The sequence below is a fragment of the uncultured Acidovorax sp. genome, from assembly GCF_964021665.1.
Classification (GTDB): domain Bacteria; phylum Pseudomonadota; class Gammaproteobacteria; order Burkholderiales; family Burkholderiaceae_C; genus Acidovorax; species Acidovorax temperans.
This window is the reverse complement of record NZ_CAXIAK010000078.1, coordinates 1-16,395: the sequence shown is the minus strand read 5'-3', so window position 1 is coordinate 16,395 and position 16,395 is coordinate 1. Positions and strand designations below refer to the sequence as shown.

Below are 16,395 nucleotides of genomic sequence, written 5' to 3'. Positions count from 1 at the left end.
ACCCATGAACCGCCGCCACTATGCCATCACACTGCAGCAAGCCAGCGCAGAATCACCCACGCTGGCCATGCTGACCGCACTGACCAAAGACTCTAGCGAAAGGCTGAAGGCCATTGAGCCGCTGCTCCCAGCGGGCCTGCGCGACACCGTACGGGCAGGGCCTATTGAAGGTGCTACTTGGTGCCTTCTGGTCAAAAGCAACTCAGCAGCAGCCAAGCTGCGGCAAATACTGCCTGCACTGCAGGCTCATTTGCGAATCAAGGGGTGGGAGGTTAACTCTATTCGCCTGAAAGTTCAAACGAACTTGCGCTGAACTGACGAAATGAAGAGAAAAAGGAAAAGAAATTTGGTGCCGGTTGTCGGAATCGAACTGACGACCTACCGCTTACAAGGCGGGTGCTCTACCAACTGAGCTAAACCGGCGAAGCACGCATTCTATACCGAAAAAAAACGAGCTCCAAAACAAAACTGGCTTATTTCACCCGTTTGAGTGAAGGACGGCCGCCCGCAGGCCCAGGGGTGGGCTTAGGCGGTTCATCATCACCCACATCAACGGCCGGAACCAACTGAACAACGCGATCCTCAACAGAAGCACCCGACTCGACAACATCGGCTACAGGGGCCAACACAGCCGACGATGAAGGGGCCGCCACCAAACTGTCCACCGGCGGAGGGAAAGCCATGCCCTGTCCATTTTCACGCGCATAGATGGCAATCACACGCCCGACAGGAACCAGGATATCGCGTGGCTTGCCACCAAACCGGGCTTTGAATTCGATGAAATCATTACCCAGCTGCAGCGAGCTGGTTGCGTCGAAACTGATGTTCAACACGATCTCACCATCGTGAACAAACTCGCGCGGCACCTGCACTGAATCATCCACACGCACCGCTACGTAAGGCGTAAAACCATTGTCAGTGCACCACTCGTACAGAGCGCGAATCAAATACGGTCGTGTGGAGGTCGATTCCTGGGCGTTCATGGGGTGTCCAGCAGTTCAGTGGCTTCGCGAAGACTTCGCACTTACTTGCGCATGACCTTTTCGGAGGGGGTCAATGCTTCGATGTAGGCAGGACGCGAGAAGATGCGCTCTGCATACTTCAGCAAAGGTGCGGCGTTCTTGCTCAATTCAATACCGTAGTAGTCGAGGCGCCACAGCAGCGGAGCAATGGCCACATCCAGCATGGAGAAATTGTCGCCCAGCATGTACTTGTTCTTGAGGAACACAGGCGCGAGCTGGGTCAGGCGATCACGGATATGGGCCCGGGCCTTCTCCAGCGCCTTTTCGTTACCCTTGGTGGCGCGAGACTCCAGCGTGTTCACATGAACGAACAGCTCTTTCTCGAAATTCAGCAAGAACAGACGCACACGTGCACGATCAACCGGGTCGCCAGGCATCAACTGGGGATGAGGAAAGCGCTCATCAATGTATTCGTTGATGATGTTCGACTCATACAGAATCAGATCACGCTCCACCAGAATAGGCACTTGCCCATAAGGGTTCATGACGCTGATGTCTTCCGGCTTGTTATACAGATCCACATCGCGGATTTCAAAATCCATGCCCTTTTCAAACAGGACAAAACGGCAGCGGTGGGAAAAGGGACAAGTTGTTCCCGAATAAAGCACCATCATGGTGGGAGGCTCCTAAAAATCAAAAGAGTGGGAAGCACCAAAGCGCCCACTCTATAAAAAATCTGACGACTTCTCACCCAAGAGAAGTCGTCAGAAAGTCAGCAAGTTATTTGACGTCTTTCCAGAAGGCCGCATTCAGTCGCCATGCAATGACGGTGAAGAAGCCCAGGAAAATCAGAACCCACACGCCAACACGAATGCGCGTGTTCTGAGCAGGCTCGGCCATCCACTGCATGTAGTTGACCAAGTCGCCGATTGCCGCATCGTACTGCGCGGGAGTCATCTTCCCTGGAGACACTTGCTCCCAACCCTTGAGCACATGGGTCTTCTGGCCGTGGCTTTCGTGCTCTTCAAAGACGGGGCGCCGTTCGCCCTGCAGCTCCCACAGTACGTGAGGCATGCCCACGTTGGGGAACACGAGGTTGTTCCAGCCCGTCAACTTGGTGTCGTCGCGGTAGTAGGTACGCAGGTAGGTGTAGAGGTAATCCGCACCGGAACCTGCAGAGCTTGCACGCGAGCGGGCAATCACAGTGAGGTCAGGAGGATTGGCACCGAACCAGGCCTTGGCTTGCTTGGGATCAATCGCCGCCTTCATGGTTTCACCGACCTTGTCGGTGGTGAAGAGCAGATTGTCTTTCACCTGCTGGTCTGTCAAACCGATGTCTTTCAAACGGTTGAACCGCATGAACGCGGCAGAGTGGCAGTTCAGGCAGTAATTGACAAACAGCTTGGCACCATTTTGCAAAGAGGCCAAGTCATTGGTCTTGACGGGCGCCTTGTCCAGGGGATGGCCGCCGCCAGCAGCCATTGCAGAGCCAGCCACCATGCCCAGCGCTGCCACGATCGTGAGAATGAGTTTCTTCATTGTTGTTTTCTCCGGCTCTCAATGCGCAACGTAGGTAACGCGATCAGGCACAGGCTTGGTCTTACCAATGCGACTCCACCAAGGCATCAACAGGAAGAAGCCGAAGTAGAACAAAGTACCCACCTGAGACACCCGCTCACCAATCGGCGAGGGAGGCTGGACGCCCAGGTAACCCAAGATCAGGAAGTTGATCACAAAGACAGCGTAGAAGTACTTGTGCCAGTCGGGACGGTAACGAATGGACTTCACAGGGCTGTAGTCCAGCCAAGGCAGGAAGAACAGGATGATCACGGCACCACCCATCACGACCACGCCCCAGAACTTGGCGTCAATGGCCAGCATCAAAGCGGTGACCACCACAGCGCCACCAGCAATCACCACCTTGAAGATGGCTGGCAGCTGGGCTTTAAGCACTCCAAACAATGCACCCAGGAGCACGCAGGCGATCAGGGCATACATCATTTCGCTGGTGATAGCACGCAGCATCGAATAAAACGGGGTGAAGTACCACACGGGAGCAATGTGCAACGGCGTCACCAGCGGATCTGCTGGGATGAAGTTGTTGTACTCGAGGAAATAGCCACCAAATTCGGGCGCGAAGAACACCACCGCAGAGAAAGCCAACAGAAACACAGACACGCCAAAGATATCGTGCACGGTGTAGTAAGGGTGGAATGGCACGCCATCCAGAGGCTTGCCCTTGGCATCACGGGGCGCATTGGGACCCTTGATTTCAACGCCGTCTGGGTTGTTGGAGCCCACGTCGTGCAACGCCAGCAAGTGGGCCACAACCAAGCCCAGCAGAACCAGAGGAACGGCAATGACGTGGAAGCTGAAGAAGCGGTTCAGGGTAGCGTCGCCCACCACAAAGTCGCCACGGATCAGCAGAGCCAGGTCAGGACCGATGAAGGGAATGGCTGCAAACAGGTTCACGATCACCTGAGCGCCCCAGTAAGACATCTGGCCCCAAGGCAGCAGATAGCCCATGAAGGCTTCAGCCATCAGACACAGGAAAATGGCGCAGCCAAAGATCCAGACCAGCTCACGCGGCTTGCGGTAAGAGCCGTAGATCAGGCCACGGAACATATGCAGGTACACCACTACAAAGAAAGCCGAAGCCCCCGTGGAGTGCATGTAGCGAATCAACCAGCCCCAGGGCACATCACGCATGATGTACTCCACCGATGCGAAAGCCAGATTCGCATCAGGCTTGTAGTGCATGACCAGGAAGATACCGGTGACGATCTGGATCACCAGCACCAGCAGTGCCAGCGAACCAAAGATGTACCAGAAGTTGAAATTCTTCGGAGCGTAGTACTCCGACATATGCACACGGTAGGCATCGAAAGCTGTGGGGAACCGGTTCTCGAACCAATTCGTCAGCTTGGCAGACGCCGAAGCATTGGGGGAGATTTCCTTGAATTCAGCCATGTTGTGCTACCTCAAGCCTTCTTGTCTTCACCGATCAGCAGACGCGAATCGGACAGATACATGTGGGGCGGGATTTCCAGGTTGTCAGGCGCAGGCTTGTTCTTGAACACGCGGCCAGCCAAGTCGAAAGTGGAGCCGTGGCAAGCACACAGGAAGCCGCCATTCCAGTCGTCAGGCAAAGAAGGCTGAGGGCCCGTTTGGAACTTATCGCCGGGCGAGCAACCCAAGTGGGTGCAAATGCCCACGCCCACGAAGATTTCAGGCTTGATGGAGCGGTGTTGGTTTTTTGCGTACTCAGGGGTGGGGTACGTCTTGCGATCTGACTTGGGATCGGCCAGTTGAGGCTCGGTCTTGGCCAACGAAGCAATCTGCTCCGGGGTGCGCTTGAGAATCCACACGGGCTTGCCGCGCCATTCCACAGTGAGCTTTTCGCCGGGTTGCAGGGCTGAAATATCAACCTCTACCGCAGCACCGGCTGCTTTGGCTTTTTCCGAAGGCTGAAAACTGCTGACGAAGGGCACGGCTACGGCCACTCCTCCCGCAGCACCAGCGCATCCGGACGCAATCAGCCACGTCCGCTTGCTGGTGTCGACTGGTGTGTCACTCATGGGGATCCTCGGTATACATCGCTATGTTGGGGTCAGCCGGGGATTGTAGCGGAGTGAAAACTCATCACACCAGCCGCCCTCTTGCAATCTAGCGTCGCAGCCCCATAGCGAAGCAGCACCGCACGCCATCTCTCCTAGATAATGCGATCTCACACCACCTGGGGCGACGGGCCCTTGAAACCAAAAAGGGAAGCAAAGATGACAATCATCAAAGAATTCAAAGAATTTGCCATCAAGGGCAATGTGATCGACCTGGCTGTGGGGGTGATCATTGGCGGAGCCTTCGGGAAAATCGTGGACTCCGTGGTGGCCGATCTGATCATGCCGGTGGTGGGCCTGGTGTTTGGCAAACTGGATTTTTCCAATTTGTTCCTGGTATTGGGCAATGTGCCAGCTGGTACCGCCATGACCCTGGACGCACTGCGCAAGGCCGGCGTGCCCGTTTTCGCCTACGGTAACTTTTTGACGGTGGCCGTCAATTTCATCATTCTGGCGTTCATCATTTTCATGATGATCAAGCAGATCAACCGACTCAAGCGCGAAGCACCTGCACCAGCGCCTGCAGCTCCAGCGCCTGAACCCGAAGACATCGTCTTGCTGCGCGAGATCCGCGACAGCCTCAAGCGCTGATCTGCGCCACAAGCTCAGCCTCTTGATGGATTCAACGCCCTCTCGTCGAGGGCGTTGTCGCATCTGCGGCCAACACCGCTCGAAAATTCAGGCGAGTTGCCGCGCCATGCGTACCGCTTCGATCAGGCTGGACGCATCGGCTACGCCCCGCCCTGCGATATCGAACGCGGTGCCGTGGTCGGGGCTGGTGCGAACCAAGGGCAGGCCCAGGGTGACGTTCACCCCCTTGTCCACACCCAGATATTTGACGGGAATCAGACCTTGGTCGTGGTACATCGCGACCACGACATCAAACTCACCGGGATGGGCCTCGGTGTGCCGAGCACGCATGAAGACGGTATCCGGCGGCAACGGTCCGTACACATCCACCCCTTGCGCGCGCAATTGAGCCAGAGCGGGAGCAATGATTTCCAGCTCCTCGCGGCCAAACAAACCACCTTCGCCCGCATGGGGGTTGAGCCCTGCCACAGCGATACGCGGCGCACGCCCCAAGGTGCGCAGCAGTGCCGCATGCGCGATGTGCACGGTCTGCAGCACGTTGGCCTCGGTCACAGCAGCAATCGCATCGCGCAGGGACACATGGATGCTGACCAGCACCGTGCGCAACTCATCGCTTGCCAACATCATGCGCACTGGCATCGCATCCAGCGCCACGCCTTGGTGGGCAGCGGCTTCGGCCTGCAGCAGTTCGGTGTGACCGGGGTAGTCCACGCCTGCAGCAGAGAGCGCCTCTTTGTGCAACGGCGCCGTGACCAGTGCGGCGACCTCCCCGCGCAGCGCAGCGCGTGCCGCCCACTGCACACAGTCGGCCGCGGCGCGCCCTGCCGCGGCACTGACCCGCCCCACCGCCACGGTGTCGGGCAGACCCGCAAGCGGTAGCACCGGCACGCAGCGCGGGGGCGCAGCCAGGTCATCGGCCACCCCCTCGATCACCGCCACGGGCAGCGAAGGTATGCCCGGGCTTGCAATGCAGCCCGCGGCGCGTCGCAAGGTGGCCACGTTCCCGACGACGAAGCAGCCGCGCAGCACATCGGGCGCATCCCGGAACGCTTTGGCCACGATTTCAGGGCCTATGCCTGCGGGGTCGCCTTGGGTAATGGCGATGGGCTTGAGATTGGTTTTCATAAATTCTGGCGCTAACGCCCGTCAATCAAGCGCAAGCAGCTACGCTTTCAATAGCAAACCATTCACGCGGGGTTGTCGATTTCGATGAACTCGTGCTCGATGCCCAGCGGCCGCGCCACCTCACCCGCGACCGCCGGAGCGCCATAGCGCTCGGTAGCGTGGTGGCCCGCGGCAATGAAGGCCACACCCGTTTCGCGCGCCAGATGGGCTTGTGGTTCAGAAATTTCGCCCGTAATGAACACGTCAGCGCCTGCAGCGATGGCGGCCTCAAAGTAGCTTTGCGCCCCACCCGTGCACCACGCCACTTTGGTCACGGGGCGCGTGCTATCGGCCGAGGTCACCAGCATTGCCGGCCTGCCCAGCACGGCTGCCACATGGTCCGCCACGGCCTGCGCATGGGGATAGTCGGCATCGGCCACGCAGCCCAGCAGCTGTTCACCAAACTGAGCCACGCTCGTCCACCCCAGCATCTGGCCCAACTGGGCGTTGTTGCCCCACTGGGGGTGCGCATCCAGCGGCAGGTGGTACGCAAAAAGATTGATGTCGTGCGCCAGCAGCAGTTGCAGGCGCTGCTTCATCCAGCCCGTGACCCGGCCATCTTGTCCCCGCCAGAACAGTCCGTGGTGGACGAAGATGGCGTCAGCGCGGGCAGCGATGGCCGCCTCGATCAGCGCCTTGCTGGCCGTGACGCCGCTCACCATGCGAGCGATCTGTTCCTTGCCCTCCACCTGCAGGCCATTGGGCCCGTAGTCTTTGAAACGCTCGGGTTGCAGCAGGCCGTCGAATGCCTGCAGAAGGTCTACGCGGGATATGCTCATGCCCGCTATTGTCGCGCGGGCTCGCGCAGGCAGCGCCAAGACCCCACCCAACGCCGCGCCATGCGCCGCCAAGGCTTGGAGGACAATAGCAACTATTCCGAGCCCCGAAGATCACACTGCAGAACTTCGCGCACCCCACGCACCTTTGCCCTATCTACTCATCATGAAACGCATCTGGCTGCTGTTCTCTCAGGCCGTGACGGTTTTCGCCGCGGCCTATTTTGTTGTCGCCACCCTCCAGCCCGACTGGATCCGCCAAGGCGCCACCCGCTCGGGCGCCGGCGTGGCCCTGATGGAAGCGCCCCCAGCCCCGGCGGGGCAGCCTGCGGCAGGCAGTTTCAGCGGCGCAGCGCGCAAAGCATCGCCCGCCGTGGTCAGCATCAATACCAGCAAGGCCGTACGCCACCCACGCAGCAACGACCCCTGGTTCCAATTCTTCTTTGGTGACCAGGCCCCGCAGGCCCAAACCGGGCTCGGCAGCGGTGTCATCATCAGCCCCGACGGTTACATCCTCACCAACAACCATGTGGTCGAAGGTGCGGACGAAATCGAAGTCACGCTGACCGACAGCCGCCGCACCCGCGCCAGCGTGATCGGAACCGACCCCGAAACCGACCTGGCCATTCTCAAGATCACACTCGACAAGCTGCCCGTGATCACGCTCGGCGATTCAGACTCCCTGGCCGTGGGCGATCAGGTGCTGGCCATTGGCAACCCCTTTGGCGTGGGCCAAACGGTGACCAGCGGCATTGTCAGTGCGCTGGGGCGCAGCCAGCTGGGCATCAACACGTTTGAGAACTTCATCCAGACTGATGCCGCCATCAACCCCGGCAACTCGGGTGGCGCGTTGGTGGATGTGAACGGCAACCTCATGGGGATCAACACGGCCATCTACTCGCGCTCGGGTGGCAGCATGGGGATCGGTTTCGCCATCCCTGTGTCTACCGCGCGCCTGGTGCTCGATGGCATCGTGAAAGACGGGCAGGTGACCCGCGGCTGGATTGGCGTGGAGCCCAACGAACTGTCAGCCGAGCTGGCCGAAACCTTCGGCGTGAAAGCCACCGAAGGCGTCATCATCACCGGGGTGCTGCAAGACGGCCCCGCCGCACAGGCGGGTATGCGCCCCGGCGACGTGATTCTGAAGGTGGATGACAAGGCTGTGGGCAACGTGCCGCAGCTGCTGACTGCCGGGGCTGCGCTCAAACCCGGCACGCCCTCAGCTTTCGAGGTGCAACGCGCCGACAAGAAGTTGGAGTTGAACATCAACCCTGGGGTACGCCCTCGCCCCCAGCGCGCTGTGCGTCGCTGAAGCACAGTACAAAACTCCTGCGGCCCGCAGGAACTTATACGCTATCAATAACATAGCTGCTAGCGCTTTATTTTCGGGCGCTAGCGGCTATTTTCATTGGCAAAGAATAAACCCTATCCTGCTTTGGTGGCAACCAGACTTCCTCCACAGGAAACCGTCAAACCGACCACGCAGAGCGTCATGGGAGGAGCGCAAAGAAAGGCACTACGGCGCCGCAACAGTGGCAGCCCAAAGCCGCCACAAAGCAGCGCCTCCGCTGTCAGGAAGAAGCGGTTTCTTCCTCTGTGGTGCCGGGCGCTTTGGTGTGCTTGATGAACAGTTGCGCGGCCCAGATGCCAATCTCGTAAAGAATGCACATGGGCACGGCCAAGGCCAGTTGCGACACCACGTCGGGGGGGGTGACGATGGCGGCGATCACGAACGCGATGACGATGAAGTAACCACGGAAGTTCTTCAGCTTCTCAATGCTCACCACCCCCATGCGGGCCAGCACCACCACCGCAATCGGCACTTCAAAGGCCAGGCCGAAGGCAAGGAACATGGACAGCACAAAGCTCAGATAAGCCTCAATGTCTGGCGCGGCCGTGATGCTCTTGGGCGCAAAGCTCTGGATGAACGCGAACACCTGCCCAAACACGAAGTAATAGCAAAAGGCCACGCCGATGAAAAACAGCACAGTGCTGGAGACCACCAACGGCAAGACCAGCTTCTTCTCATGCGAATACAGGCCCGGCGCCACAAACGCCCACACCTGCCAGAGCACGAATGGCAAAGCCAGCAAAAAGGCCGACATCAGCAAGATCTTGAGCGGCACCATGAAGGGCGAGATCACCGAAGTGGCAATCAGCGTAGCGCCCTTGGGCAAATGCGCTACGAGTGGCGCTGCCAGAAAGTCGTACAGCGGCCCGGGGCCGGGAAAGAAAAACAGGAAGGCAGCAGCCACGGCAATGGCAATGATGGCCTTGACCAAGCGGTCGCGCAGCTCCATCAAATGCTGGACAAACGGTTGCTCCGTTCCAGCAAGCTCGTCTTCTTGGGTGGGGGTGTCTGCCATGTTGGATCTTCGAGGGCGTCAGGGCCGCCCATGCAGCGCGCGCGGGCGCAGCATCAGTGGAACTTTTTAGGGCGGTAGCGCGCTACCCGCGCCGCACCGGACAACGCTTTGGTGCGCACACCATTGCGGGCTTTGTACCACTGGGGGGTAGCGCCTTTCTTGAGGCGCCAGTTTTTGCCAGGGTGCTTGTAAGCGGGCAGCACAGCCGAAGCCGTGTCGTGACTCTCGGTCTCGAAACTGGTGGCTTGCGCCCAGTCTTTTTCAAACTCGCTGGCGCTGGTCTGGATGGACTGCTCCACATCGCGCGCGGCGTTTTCCACCGAGTCCTTCATCTTGCGCAGCTCATCGAGCTCCATGGAGCGGTTGACTTCAGACTTCACATCGGCCACGTAGCGCTGCGCCTTGCCCAGCAGGGTGCCCACGGTACGGGCGACGCGGGGCAGCTTTTCAGGGCCGATGACGATCAACGCCACCGCCCCAATGAGCGCCATTTTGGACAGGCCAATATCAATCATGGAATCAACGCTCGCTCAAGCCATCAGCTTTTTTGCTTGGCTTCCACGTCGATGGTGGTCTTGTCGGCGGCTTGGCTGTTGGCCACTTGGCTGGGAGCTGGAGCTGCGGTGGGCGCGGGGGCGTCGCTTGAGCCGTCTTTCATGCCGTCCTTGAAGCCCTTGACCGCGCTGCCCAGGTCAGAGCCCATGTTCTTGAGCTTTTTGGTGCCGAAGACCATGACAACGATCAGCAGCACGATCAGCCAGTGCCAGATGGAAAAGGAACCCATGGAATTTCTCCTAACGAATTGCAATCATTTTAGACGCGCGATGTAACCCCGGCGTGAAGGGGAAAAGACTGTCAGCTCTTGACCTCAGCCTTTGAGCCAAGGGCGTGGGCCACCCATCACATGGATATGCAGATGGTGGATCTCCTGCCCGCCTTCAACCCCTGTGTTGGTGACGATGCGAAAGCCACCGTCTGGGTACGGATTACACCCCTGCTCCAGGGCCAGCCGGGGCGCCAGCGCCATCATGCGCCCCAGCAGCCCGGCGTGCTCCGGGGTAACCTGGGCCATCGAAGGGATATGCGCCTTGGGAACCATGAGAAAGTGCACCGGCGCCCAGGGATGGATGTCGTGGAATGCGAAGATTTCCTCGTCTTCATAGACCTTGCGGGAAGGAATCTCGCCGGCAATGATCTTACAAAAAAGGCAGTTCGGATCGTGCATGGTGAAGGGATGAATGAAACCGGCCGCAGCCGCCAGATAACTGATTACCGAGTCATGAATGACTCTGGGCAAGCTTGTGCATTGTCAGCGATATACGCGGCATTCGGCTTGTCCGCCGGCTGACGAAGGGCTGTCAGCCAAGGGCTGAGCAAGGCACCCGCTAGCCAGCAGCGCCAACCTCACATCTCCAGAGCCTGCCCCTTGTTCATTGCGACCATGCCGCGCACGATGCGGTACAGGAACCACAGGGAGATCAGCCCCCAGGCGATCCAGCCGGGCAGGATCAAAATCCACAGCGGGGCTGTCAGTACATAGAGCACACCTGCCCAGATCACCGTACGCAGGCGCCAAGAAAAATGGCTGGCCTGCCAGGTGCCTTCTGCGTCGCTCTTTTTGACGAGGTCGATCACCAGCGCAATCAACAGCAAGGCAGCGCCGGGTTGCGCACCGGGAATGACCGCCCCCACCGCCACGATCAGATGCAACAGGTAGCTGACCCAGCCGATGGCCTTCAAGTCCTCGGCCCGCTGGTCCTTGGTCCGCACATCGGTGAAGTCATCTGCCATGGCTGTCAGCCTTTCTCGTCTGCCGCGCGCGCGTCTGCCTTGCGCAGGGCTTTTTCTTCGATACCGCTGGTGCCTTCACGGCGGGCTAGCTCCTTGACCACATCCGCCGGGCTCAAGCCGTAGTGGGCCAGGGCGATCATGGAGTGGAACCACAGGTCTGCGACCTCGTAAACGATCTTTGCCTTGTCGGCGCCATGGTCCACATCCTTGGCCGCCATCACCACTTCGGTGGCCTCTTCGCCAATCTTCTTCAAGAAGGCATCCGGCCCCTTGTGCAGCAGGCGCGAGACATAGCTGGTCTGCGGATCGCCACCGTTGGCGGGTTTGCGGCTTTCAATCACGGCCGCCAGGCGGGCCAGGGCGTCTTGCTGAGACAGCACGTGGGAATCGTTGGAACTCATGGGCTTATTTGTAGATGGATTCGGGATCTTTCAAGACCGGATCAACGGCCTTCCAGGCGCCATCCTTGAGCACGCTGAAGAAGCAGCTGTGGCGCCCGGTGTGGCAGGCAATGCCAGGCTCGTGCCCTTCCTGCGTGACCTTGAGCAGCACCACGTCGTTGTCGCAGTCGAGGCGGATTTCATGCACCGTCTGCACATGGCCCGACTCTTCGCCCTTGAACCACAGCTTCTTGCGCGAGCGGCTGAAATACACCGCGCGACCCAGCTCTGCGGTCTTGGCCAGCGCTTCGCGGTTCATCCAGGCAAACATCAGCACATCGCCTGTGCCCTGCTCTTGCGCAATCACGGGCACCAGGCCCTGCGCGTCCCATTTCACTTCATTGAGCCAGTTCATGGGCGGATTGTCGGTGATTTGTGCCGGAGGGCCGGACGGGGATCAAAAATTTAAACGTTTTTGGCCGCTAGCGCTTTTGCAGCAAGCGCCAGCAGCTATTAAATCAATAGCAAAACAAGCTGCCAATTACAGACGCACGGGAATGCCACGCTCTGCCATGCGCTGCTTGGCCTGGCCCACGGTGTACTCGCCGTAGTGGAAGATGCTGGCAGCCAGCACGGCATCGGCACCGCCCTGCTGCACGCCGTCGGCAAGGTGGTCGAGATTGCCCACGCCGCCTGAGGCGATGACGGGCACGCTCACGGCGTCGCTCACTGCGCGGGTCAGGGCCAGGTCAAAGCCGGACTTGGTGCCGTCACGGTCCATGCTGGTGAGCAATATTTCGCCAGCGCCGCGCTGAGCCATCTCCTGCGCCCACGCCAGCGCATCCAGCCCCGTGTTCTTGCGCCCGCCGTGGCTGTAGACATCCCAGCCAGGGCCCACCGGCTGGCCATTGGCGCCGACGCGCAGCGCGTCTTCTTCAGAACGGCGCTTGGCATCAATGGCCACCACGATGCACTGGGCACCGTATTTGGCCGATGCCGCATTGATGACATCAGGGTTAGCAATGGCGGCCGAATTGAAGCTCGTCTTGTCCGCGCCCGCGTTAAGCAGGCGGCGCACATCTTCCACCGTACGCACGCCGCCACCCACGGTGAGCGGAATGAACACCTGGCTGGCCACGGCTTCGATGATGTGCAGGATCAGATCACGACCATCGCTGGTGGCAGTGATGTCCAGAAAGGTCAGCTCATCGGCCCCCTGGGCGTTGTAGCGCGCGGCAATCTCTACCGGGTCGCCTGCATCGCGCAGTTCAACAAAATTGACACCCTTGACCACGCGGCCTCCGGTAACGTCAAGACAGGGGATGATGCGTTTGGCAAGCATGGCGCAGAGGGATGAGAAAAAAGAAGAATATCAATCAAAGGAAGCCGCAACCCCGAGGGCGCGGCCAGAGCGGCCCGTGCAAGATACCACGGCCATCCGCAGGGCCCATCCCACTCAGGCTTGCAGGCTGGCGCCCACACCGCTTTGCCAGCGCCACGCGTCTTCGCACATTTGGTCCAGACCCAGTTTGGCAGTCCAGCCCAGCAGTTGCTGCGCCAGAGCAGGGTCGGCCCAGCACTGGGCCACATCGCCCGGCCGGCGCGCCACGATGCGGTAGGGCACGGCCCGACCGCTGGCACGCTCGAAGGCACGCACCATCTCCAGCACCGATACGGGGCGGCCCGTGCCCAGGTTCACCGTCAGCAGGCCGGGGTGGCTGCGCAGGTAGCGCAGCGCGGCCACATGCCCCTCGGCCAGATCGCACACATGGATGTAGTCGCGCACGCCGGTGCCATCGGGCGTGGGGTAGTCGTTGCCGTACACGCTGAGTTGTTCGCGCAGGCCCACGGCCACCTGCGCAACGTAAGGCAGCAGATTGTTGGGAATGTCCTGCGGGTCTTCGCCGATCAAGCCACTGGCGTGGGCCCCCACGGGGTTGAAGTAGCGCAGGCGGGCAATGCGCCACTGGCCGGGCTCGGAAGCGTCCACATCGGCCAGCACCTGCTCCATCATGAGCTTGCTCCAGCCGTAGGCGTTGGTGGCCGACAGCGGGAAGTCCTCACGGATAGGCACCGAGGCCGGGTCACCATACACCGTGGCAGACGAGGAGAACACCAGCGTGCGCACATTCGCCGCCCGCATGGCGCCCAGCAGGGCCACCGTGCCCGCAACGTTGTTGTCGTAGTACCGCAGCGGCTCGCGCACCGACTCGCCCACCGATTTCAGGGCTGCAAAGTGGATGACCCCCTCGACGGCGTGCTCGGCAAACACCCGCTGCAGCAAGGCCGTGTCGCGGATATCGCCCTCGATGAAAGACACGGGTGCGCCAATGATGCGCTCTACCCGTTCCAGCACCGAACGGCGGCTGTTGCAAAAGTTGTCCAGCACCATGAAAGGAATGCCGGCCTGGGCCAACGCCACACAGGTATGCGAGCCGATGAAGCCGGCTCCGCCCGTTACAAGAATCACGCTTTTGCGCTCCTAAAGATGTGGATACAACGGACGACTCCGCTATAGGCCCCTCACTATACTGGCCGCGCCACTGCCCAAAAGGGCCCAGGGTTCCTTCACATTGGGCGCCAGCGGTCAACATTGTTAATAATTGCCCATGTCAAGCACTACACAATGGTGCGCACCCATGAACATGAATCCATCCTCTGGCGCCGCGCCATTACGGCAGCCACTTCCTTCCGCACTTGAAAGCACGGTGGTGCTACGCCCCTCTGGCAGCTTACTTCCGAGCGAACGCGATGCCATGGCCTTTGCATCGTGGCCTGCATTTACCGCATCGGGCTTTGTCCCGTTGGGCTTTTATCTGGACGGCTGGGATGCTCCCGCGCTGGTCGCCCTGTGCGAATCCATACGCCACAGCCCATGGTGGGACCGTCCCATCTGGGCATCAGAAAGCTCCGCCCCCCCACCAGCGTGGGCGGATGCTGCAGGCCCACTGAGCGAAGCCATCGCTGCAGGCGAGCGGGCTCTCGCGGCACGCAGAAGCCTCAAACTAGATCCCTCTGGCCTGCATTTTGATGAGCGCGTGCTGTACTTCATGTACCTGCGCGACGGCGCAAAGCTGACCCCCTTGTGTGATCGCAACAGCGCACAGTTGTACCGCTACCCCTTGGTGGAGGCATTGGCCCACGAGGGAGACGATGTGGCGGCCTGCTTGGCCACACTATCGCGGCGGCGCCTGCTGGAGCCTGCCGAACTGATCGACCGCACACGCCACTGCAGAGCCTGTGGCAGCGCACACATCCACTACCTGGATGTGTGCCCCCATTGCTCCAGCATCCAGATCAACAAAGCCCCTTCGCTGCACTGCTTTACCTGCGGCCATGTGGCGCCTGAAAATGATTTTCACGACGACGGTGGCTTAACCTGCCCCAAATGCAGCACGGCACTGCGGCACATCGGCGTGGACTACGACCGCCCCCTCACCCAATATGCCTGCGGCAGCTGCCACCATGTGTTTGTCGAAACCAGCGTGGTGGCGCGTTGCCTGGATTGCCGCAACACCACAGAGCCCAACGCGCTGGATGTGCGCGAGATCGCTTCACTCAGGCTCAGCGCCCACGGGCGTGCGGCCCTCAGGGCAGGGCAAATCCGAGAGTCGTTTGCCGCCCTGGACACGGCCAACTACGTGGAGCCAGCGTACTTCCGTCGCCTGCTGGACTGGGCATTGGCCACCCATGCCCGCCACAAGGAAATGCACTTTGCGCTGATGCTCGTGGAGTTCCAGAACGCGACCGAAGTGATCGAGAAGCAGGGAGCCGCACGCGTCTTTCTGATGCTGGACGAATTTGCACGGCGTTTGCATGAACTCCTGCGCACCTCAGACCTGACCACGCGCACCCAGGAAGAACGCTTGTGGTTGATGCTGCCTTTCTCTCACCCTGAAGGCCTGACAGCGCGGTTGCAAAAAGTGTTGCACGAGCAGTCCAGCCAACATGGCGAAGCAGCTTTGCGCGTGCGCATTCGTCACCTGCAAATTCCTCGCGATCTGCAAAATCACGACACGGCCGTGCAACTCATGGGCCGCCTGCAAAACGCGGATTAGCGCATGTGGGATCAGGTCGTTTTTGCCTTTGTCACGCTGTTCGCCAGCTCCAGCCAGCAAAACTGGCTGGAGCTGGCCTGGAAATTTTTTCCCTTCGTCGTGGTGCTGGAGGCCCCCTTCTTTTTGCTGGTGACCGCCGGCATGGTGCGTTACGGCCTGCGCAGGCACCGCCCTGAACGACAGCGTGAACGCTACCCACGTGTGTCTTGCGTGGTGACCTGCTATTCGGAAGGCGAAGACGTGCGCAAGACCATCCAGTCTCTGGCACAGCAGTTGTATCCCGGCCATATCGAGATCATTGCCGTCATTGACGGGGCCATTCAGAACCGCCCCACCTTACTGGCCGCGCGCAATGCCCGCAGGCTTTTGGCAGGGCAAGCCAAGCGGAATCTGGTGGTGCTGCCCAAGTGGCAACGCGGGGGGCGGGTTTCGTCACTCAATGCAGGACTCTCCATCGCCACGGGGGAAATCGTCATGGCGCTGGATGGCGATACATCTTTCGACAACGACATGGTGCGCAACGCAACGCGCCACTTTGACGACCCTGGCGTAGTGGGTGTTTCAGGCAATCTGCGCGTGCGCAACGCCAAGAAAACCCTGGTCACCCGATTGCAGGCGCTGGAGTACATCCTGTCGATCGGGGCTGGCAAAACCGGCCTTTCCGAGTTCAACATCGTCAACAACAGCTCG

General features: G+C 60.1%; 21 protein-coding genes and 1 tRNA gene. 5 read left to right on the top strand and 17 right to left on the bottom strand.

Features of this window, described 5'->3' with window-relative positions:
* Window positions 1-4 precede the first annotated feature (4 nt).
* Window positions 5-313, top strand: coding sequence for a hypothetical protein (locus AADJ04_RS14335; protein ID WP_341240029.1), 309 nt, complete (start codon window positions 5-7; stop codon window positions 311-313).
* 34 nt (window positions 314-347) lie between these two features.
* On the opposite strand, the gene AADJ04_RS14330 is transcribed toward AADJ04_RS14335, so the two are convergent.
* The 6 genes from AADJ04_RS14330 to petA all read right to left on the bottom strand — a co-directional run bounded on the left by AADJ04_RS14330 (window position 348) and on the right by petA (window position 4,540).
* A tRNA-Thr gene (locus tag AADJ04_RS14330) sits at window positions 348-423 on the bottom strand.
* A gap of 50 nt (window positions 424-473) precedes the next feature.
* Window positions 474-983, bottom strand: a complete 510-nt coding sequence (locus AADJ04_RS14325; RefSeq protein WP_198847187.1) for a ClpXP protease specificity-enhancing factor — start codon at window positions 981-983, stop codon at window positions 474-476.
* Between the two features lie 41 nt (window positions 984-1,024).
* A complete protein-coding gene (locus AADJ04_RS14320) occupies window positions 1,025-1,636 on the bottom strand; it encodes a glutathione S-transferase N-terminal domain-containing protein (protein ID WP_044400199.1) in 612 nt (203 codons plus the stop codon).
* A 106-nt stretch (window positions 1,637-1,742) separates the two neighbouring features.
* Window positions 1,743-2,501: a cytochrome c1 gene (locus tag AADJ04_RS14315; RefSeq protein ID WP_044400202.1), complete on the bottom strand. Its 759-nt coding sequence runs from the start codon at window positions 2,499-2,501 to the stop codon at window positions 1,743-1,745.
* 18 nt (window positions 2,502-2,519) lie between these two features.
* On the bottom strand, window positions 2,520-3,932 hold the full coding sequence (locus AADJ04_RS14310) for a cytochrome bc complex cytochrome b subunit (RefSeq protein ID WP_044400205.1): 1,413 nt from the start codon (window positions 3,930-3,932) through the stop codon (window positions 2,520-2,522).
* 11 nt (window positions 3,933-3,943) lie between these two features.
* A complete protein-coding gene (gene petA, locus AADJ04_RS14305; RefSeq protein ID WP_066697829.1) occupies window positions 3,944-4,540 on the bottom strand; it encodes a ubiquinol-cytochrome c reductase iron-sulfur subunit in 597 nt (198 codons plus the stop codon).
* 198 nt (window positions 4,541-4,738) lie between these two features.
* On the opposite strand from petA, the gene mscL reads away from it, so the two are divergent.
* Window positions 4,739-5,170 carry a large conductance mechanosensitive channel protein MscL gene (gene mscL / locus AADJ04_RS14300; RefSeq protein WP_066697826.1) on the top strand — a complete coding sequence of 144 codons (432 nt, stop codon included), beginning with the start codon at window positions 4,739-4,741 and terminating at the stop codon, window positions 5,168-5,170.
* An 87-nt stretch (window positions 5,171-5,257) separates the two neighbouring features.
* Here mscL and pdxA read toward each other — a convergent pair whose 3' ends face one another.
* Entirely contained in the window at window positions 5,258-6,295 is a 1,038-nt protein-coding gene (gene pdxA / locus AADJ04_RS14295) for a 4-hydroxythreonine-4-phosphate dehydrogenase PdxA (RefSeq protein ID WP_341240028.1), read from the bottom strand.
* A 62-nt stretch (window positions 6,296-6,357) separates the two neighbouring features.
* Window positions 6,358-7,113 carry a Nif3-like dinuclear metal center hexameric protein gene (locus tag AADJ04_RS14290; protein ID WP_341240027.1) on the bottom strand — a complete coding sequence of 252 codons (756 nt, stop codon included), beginning with the start codon at window positions 7,111-7,113 and terminating at the stop codon, window positions 6,358-6,360.
* A 163-nt stretch (window positions 7,114-7,276) separates the two neighbouring features.
* Between AADJ04_RS14290 and AADJ04_RS14285 the strand changes: the two genes are divergently transcribed.
* Window positions 7,277-8,422: a trypsin-like peptidase domain-containing protein gene (locus AADJ04_RS14285; protein ID WP_341240026.1), complete on the top strand. Its 1,146-nt coding sequence runs from the start codon at window positions 7,277-7,279 to the stop codon at window positions 8,420-8,422.
* Window positions 8,423-8,681: 259 nt separating this feature from the next.
* Here the strand turns inward: AADJ04_RS14285 and tatC are convergent, their stop codons facing one another.
* From tatC to galE, 9 genes are all read right to left on the bottom strand, one after another.
* Window positions 8,682-9,476, bottom strand: a complete 795-nt coding sequence (gene tatC / locus AADJ04_RS14280) for a twin-arginine translocase subunit TatC (RefSeq protein ID WP_341240025.1) — start codon at window positions 9,474-9,476, stop codon at window positions 8,682-8,684.
* Window positions 9,477-9,529: 53 nt separating this feature from the next.
* The gene (gene tatB / locus AADJ04_RS14275) at window positions 9,530-9,991 is read right to left on the bottom strand and encodes a Sec-independent protein translocase protein TatB (RefSeq protein ID WP_044400226.1); all 462 of its coding nucleotides are present in this window, start codon (window positions 9,989-9,991) and stop codon (window positions 9,530-9,532) included.
* A 23-nt stretch (window positions 9,992-10,014) separates the two neighbouring features.
* Window positions 10,015-10,260 (bottom strand): Sec-independent protein translocase subunit TatA, encoded by a 246-nt coding sequence (tatA, locus tag AADJ04_RS14270; protein ID WP_066697818.1) that lies wholly within the window; start codon window positions 10,258-10,260, stop codon window positions 10,015-10,017.
* An 84-nt stretch (window positions 10,261-10,344) separates the two neighbouring features.
* The gene (locus AADJ04_RS14265; RefSeq protein WP_044400409.1) at window positions 10,345-10,701 is read right to left on the bottom strand and encodes a histidine triad nucleotide-binding protein; all 357 of its coding nucleotides are present in this window, start codon (window positions 10,699-10,701) and stop codon (window positions 10,345-10,347) included.
* A gap of 179 nt (window positions 10,702-10,880) precedes the next feature.
* On the bottom strand, window positions 10,881-11,267 hold the full coding sequence (locus AADJ04_RS14260; RefSeq protein WP_044400232.1) for a membrane protein: 387 nt from the start codon (window positions 11,265-11,267) through the stop codon (window positions 10,881-10,883).
* Between the two features lie 5 nt (window positions 11,268-11,272).
* Window positions 11,273-11,668: a phosphoribosyl-ATP diphosphatase gene (locus AADJ04_RS14255; RefSeq protein ID WP_044400234.1), complete on the bottom strand. Its 396-nt coding sequence runs from the start codon at window positions 11,666-11,668 to the stop codon at window positions 11,273-11,275.
* Between the two features lie 4 nt (window positions 11,669-11,672).
* Window positions 11,673-12,062, bottom strand: a complete 390-nt coding sequence (gene hisI / locus AADJ04_RS14250) for a phosphoribosyl-AMP cyclohydrolase (protein WP_044400239.1) — start codon at window positions 12,060-12,062, stop codon at window positions 11,673-11,675.
* 126 nt (window positions 12,063-12,188) lie between these two features.
* Complete coding sequence (gene hisF / locus AADJ04_RS14245; protein ID WP_341240024.1) at window positions 12,189-12,989, bottom strand: imidazole glycerol phosphate synthase subunit HisF; 801 nt, start codon at window positions 12,987-12,989, stop codon at window positions 12,189-12,191.
* A gap of 114 nt (window positions 12,990-13,103) precedes the next feature.
* Window positions 13,104-14,117 carry a UDP-glucose 4-epimerase GalE gene (gene galE / locus AADJ04_RS14240; protein ID WP_341240023.1) on the bottom strand — a complete coding sequence of 338 codons (1,014 nt, stop codon included), beginning with the start codon at window positions 14,115-14,117 and terminating at the stop codon, window positions 13,104-13,106.
* Window positions 14,118-14,403: 286 nt separating this feature from the next.
* On the opposite strand from galE, the gene AADJ04_RS14235 reads away from it, so the two are divergent.
* Entirely contained in the window at window positions 14,404-15,705 is a 1,302-nt protein-coding gene (locus tag AADJ04_RS14235) for a diguanylate cyclase (protein ID WP_341240022.1), read from the top strand.
* 3 nt (window positions 15,706-15,708) lie between these two features.
* Window positions 15,709-16,395, top strand: a 687-nt coding sequence (locus AADJ04_RS14230) for a glycosyltransferase family 2 protein (RefSeq protein ID WP_341240021.1), incomplete at its 3' end; no start/stop codon positions are given.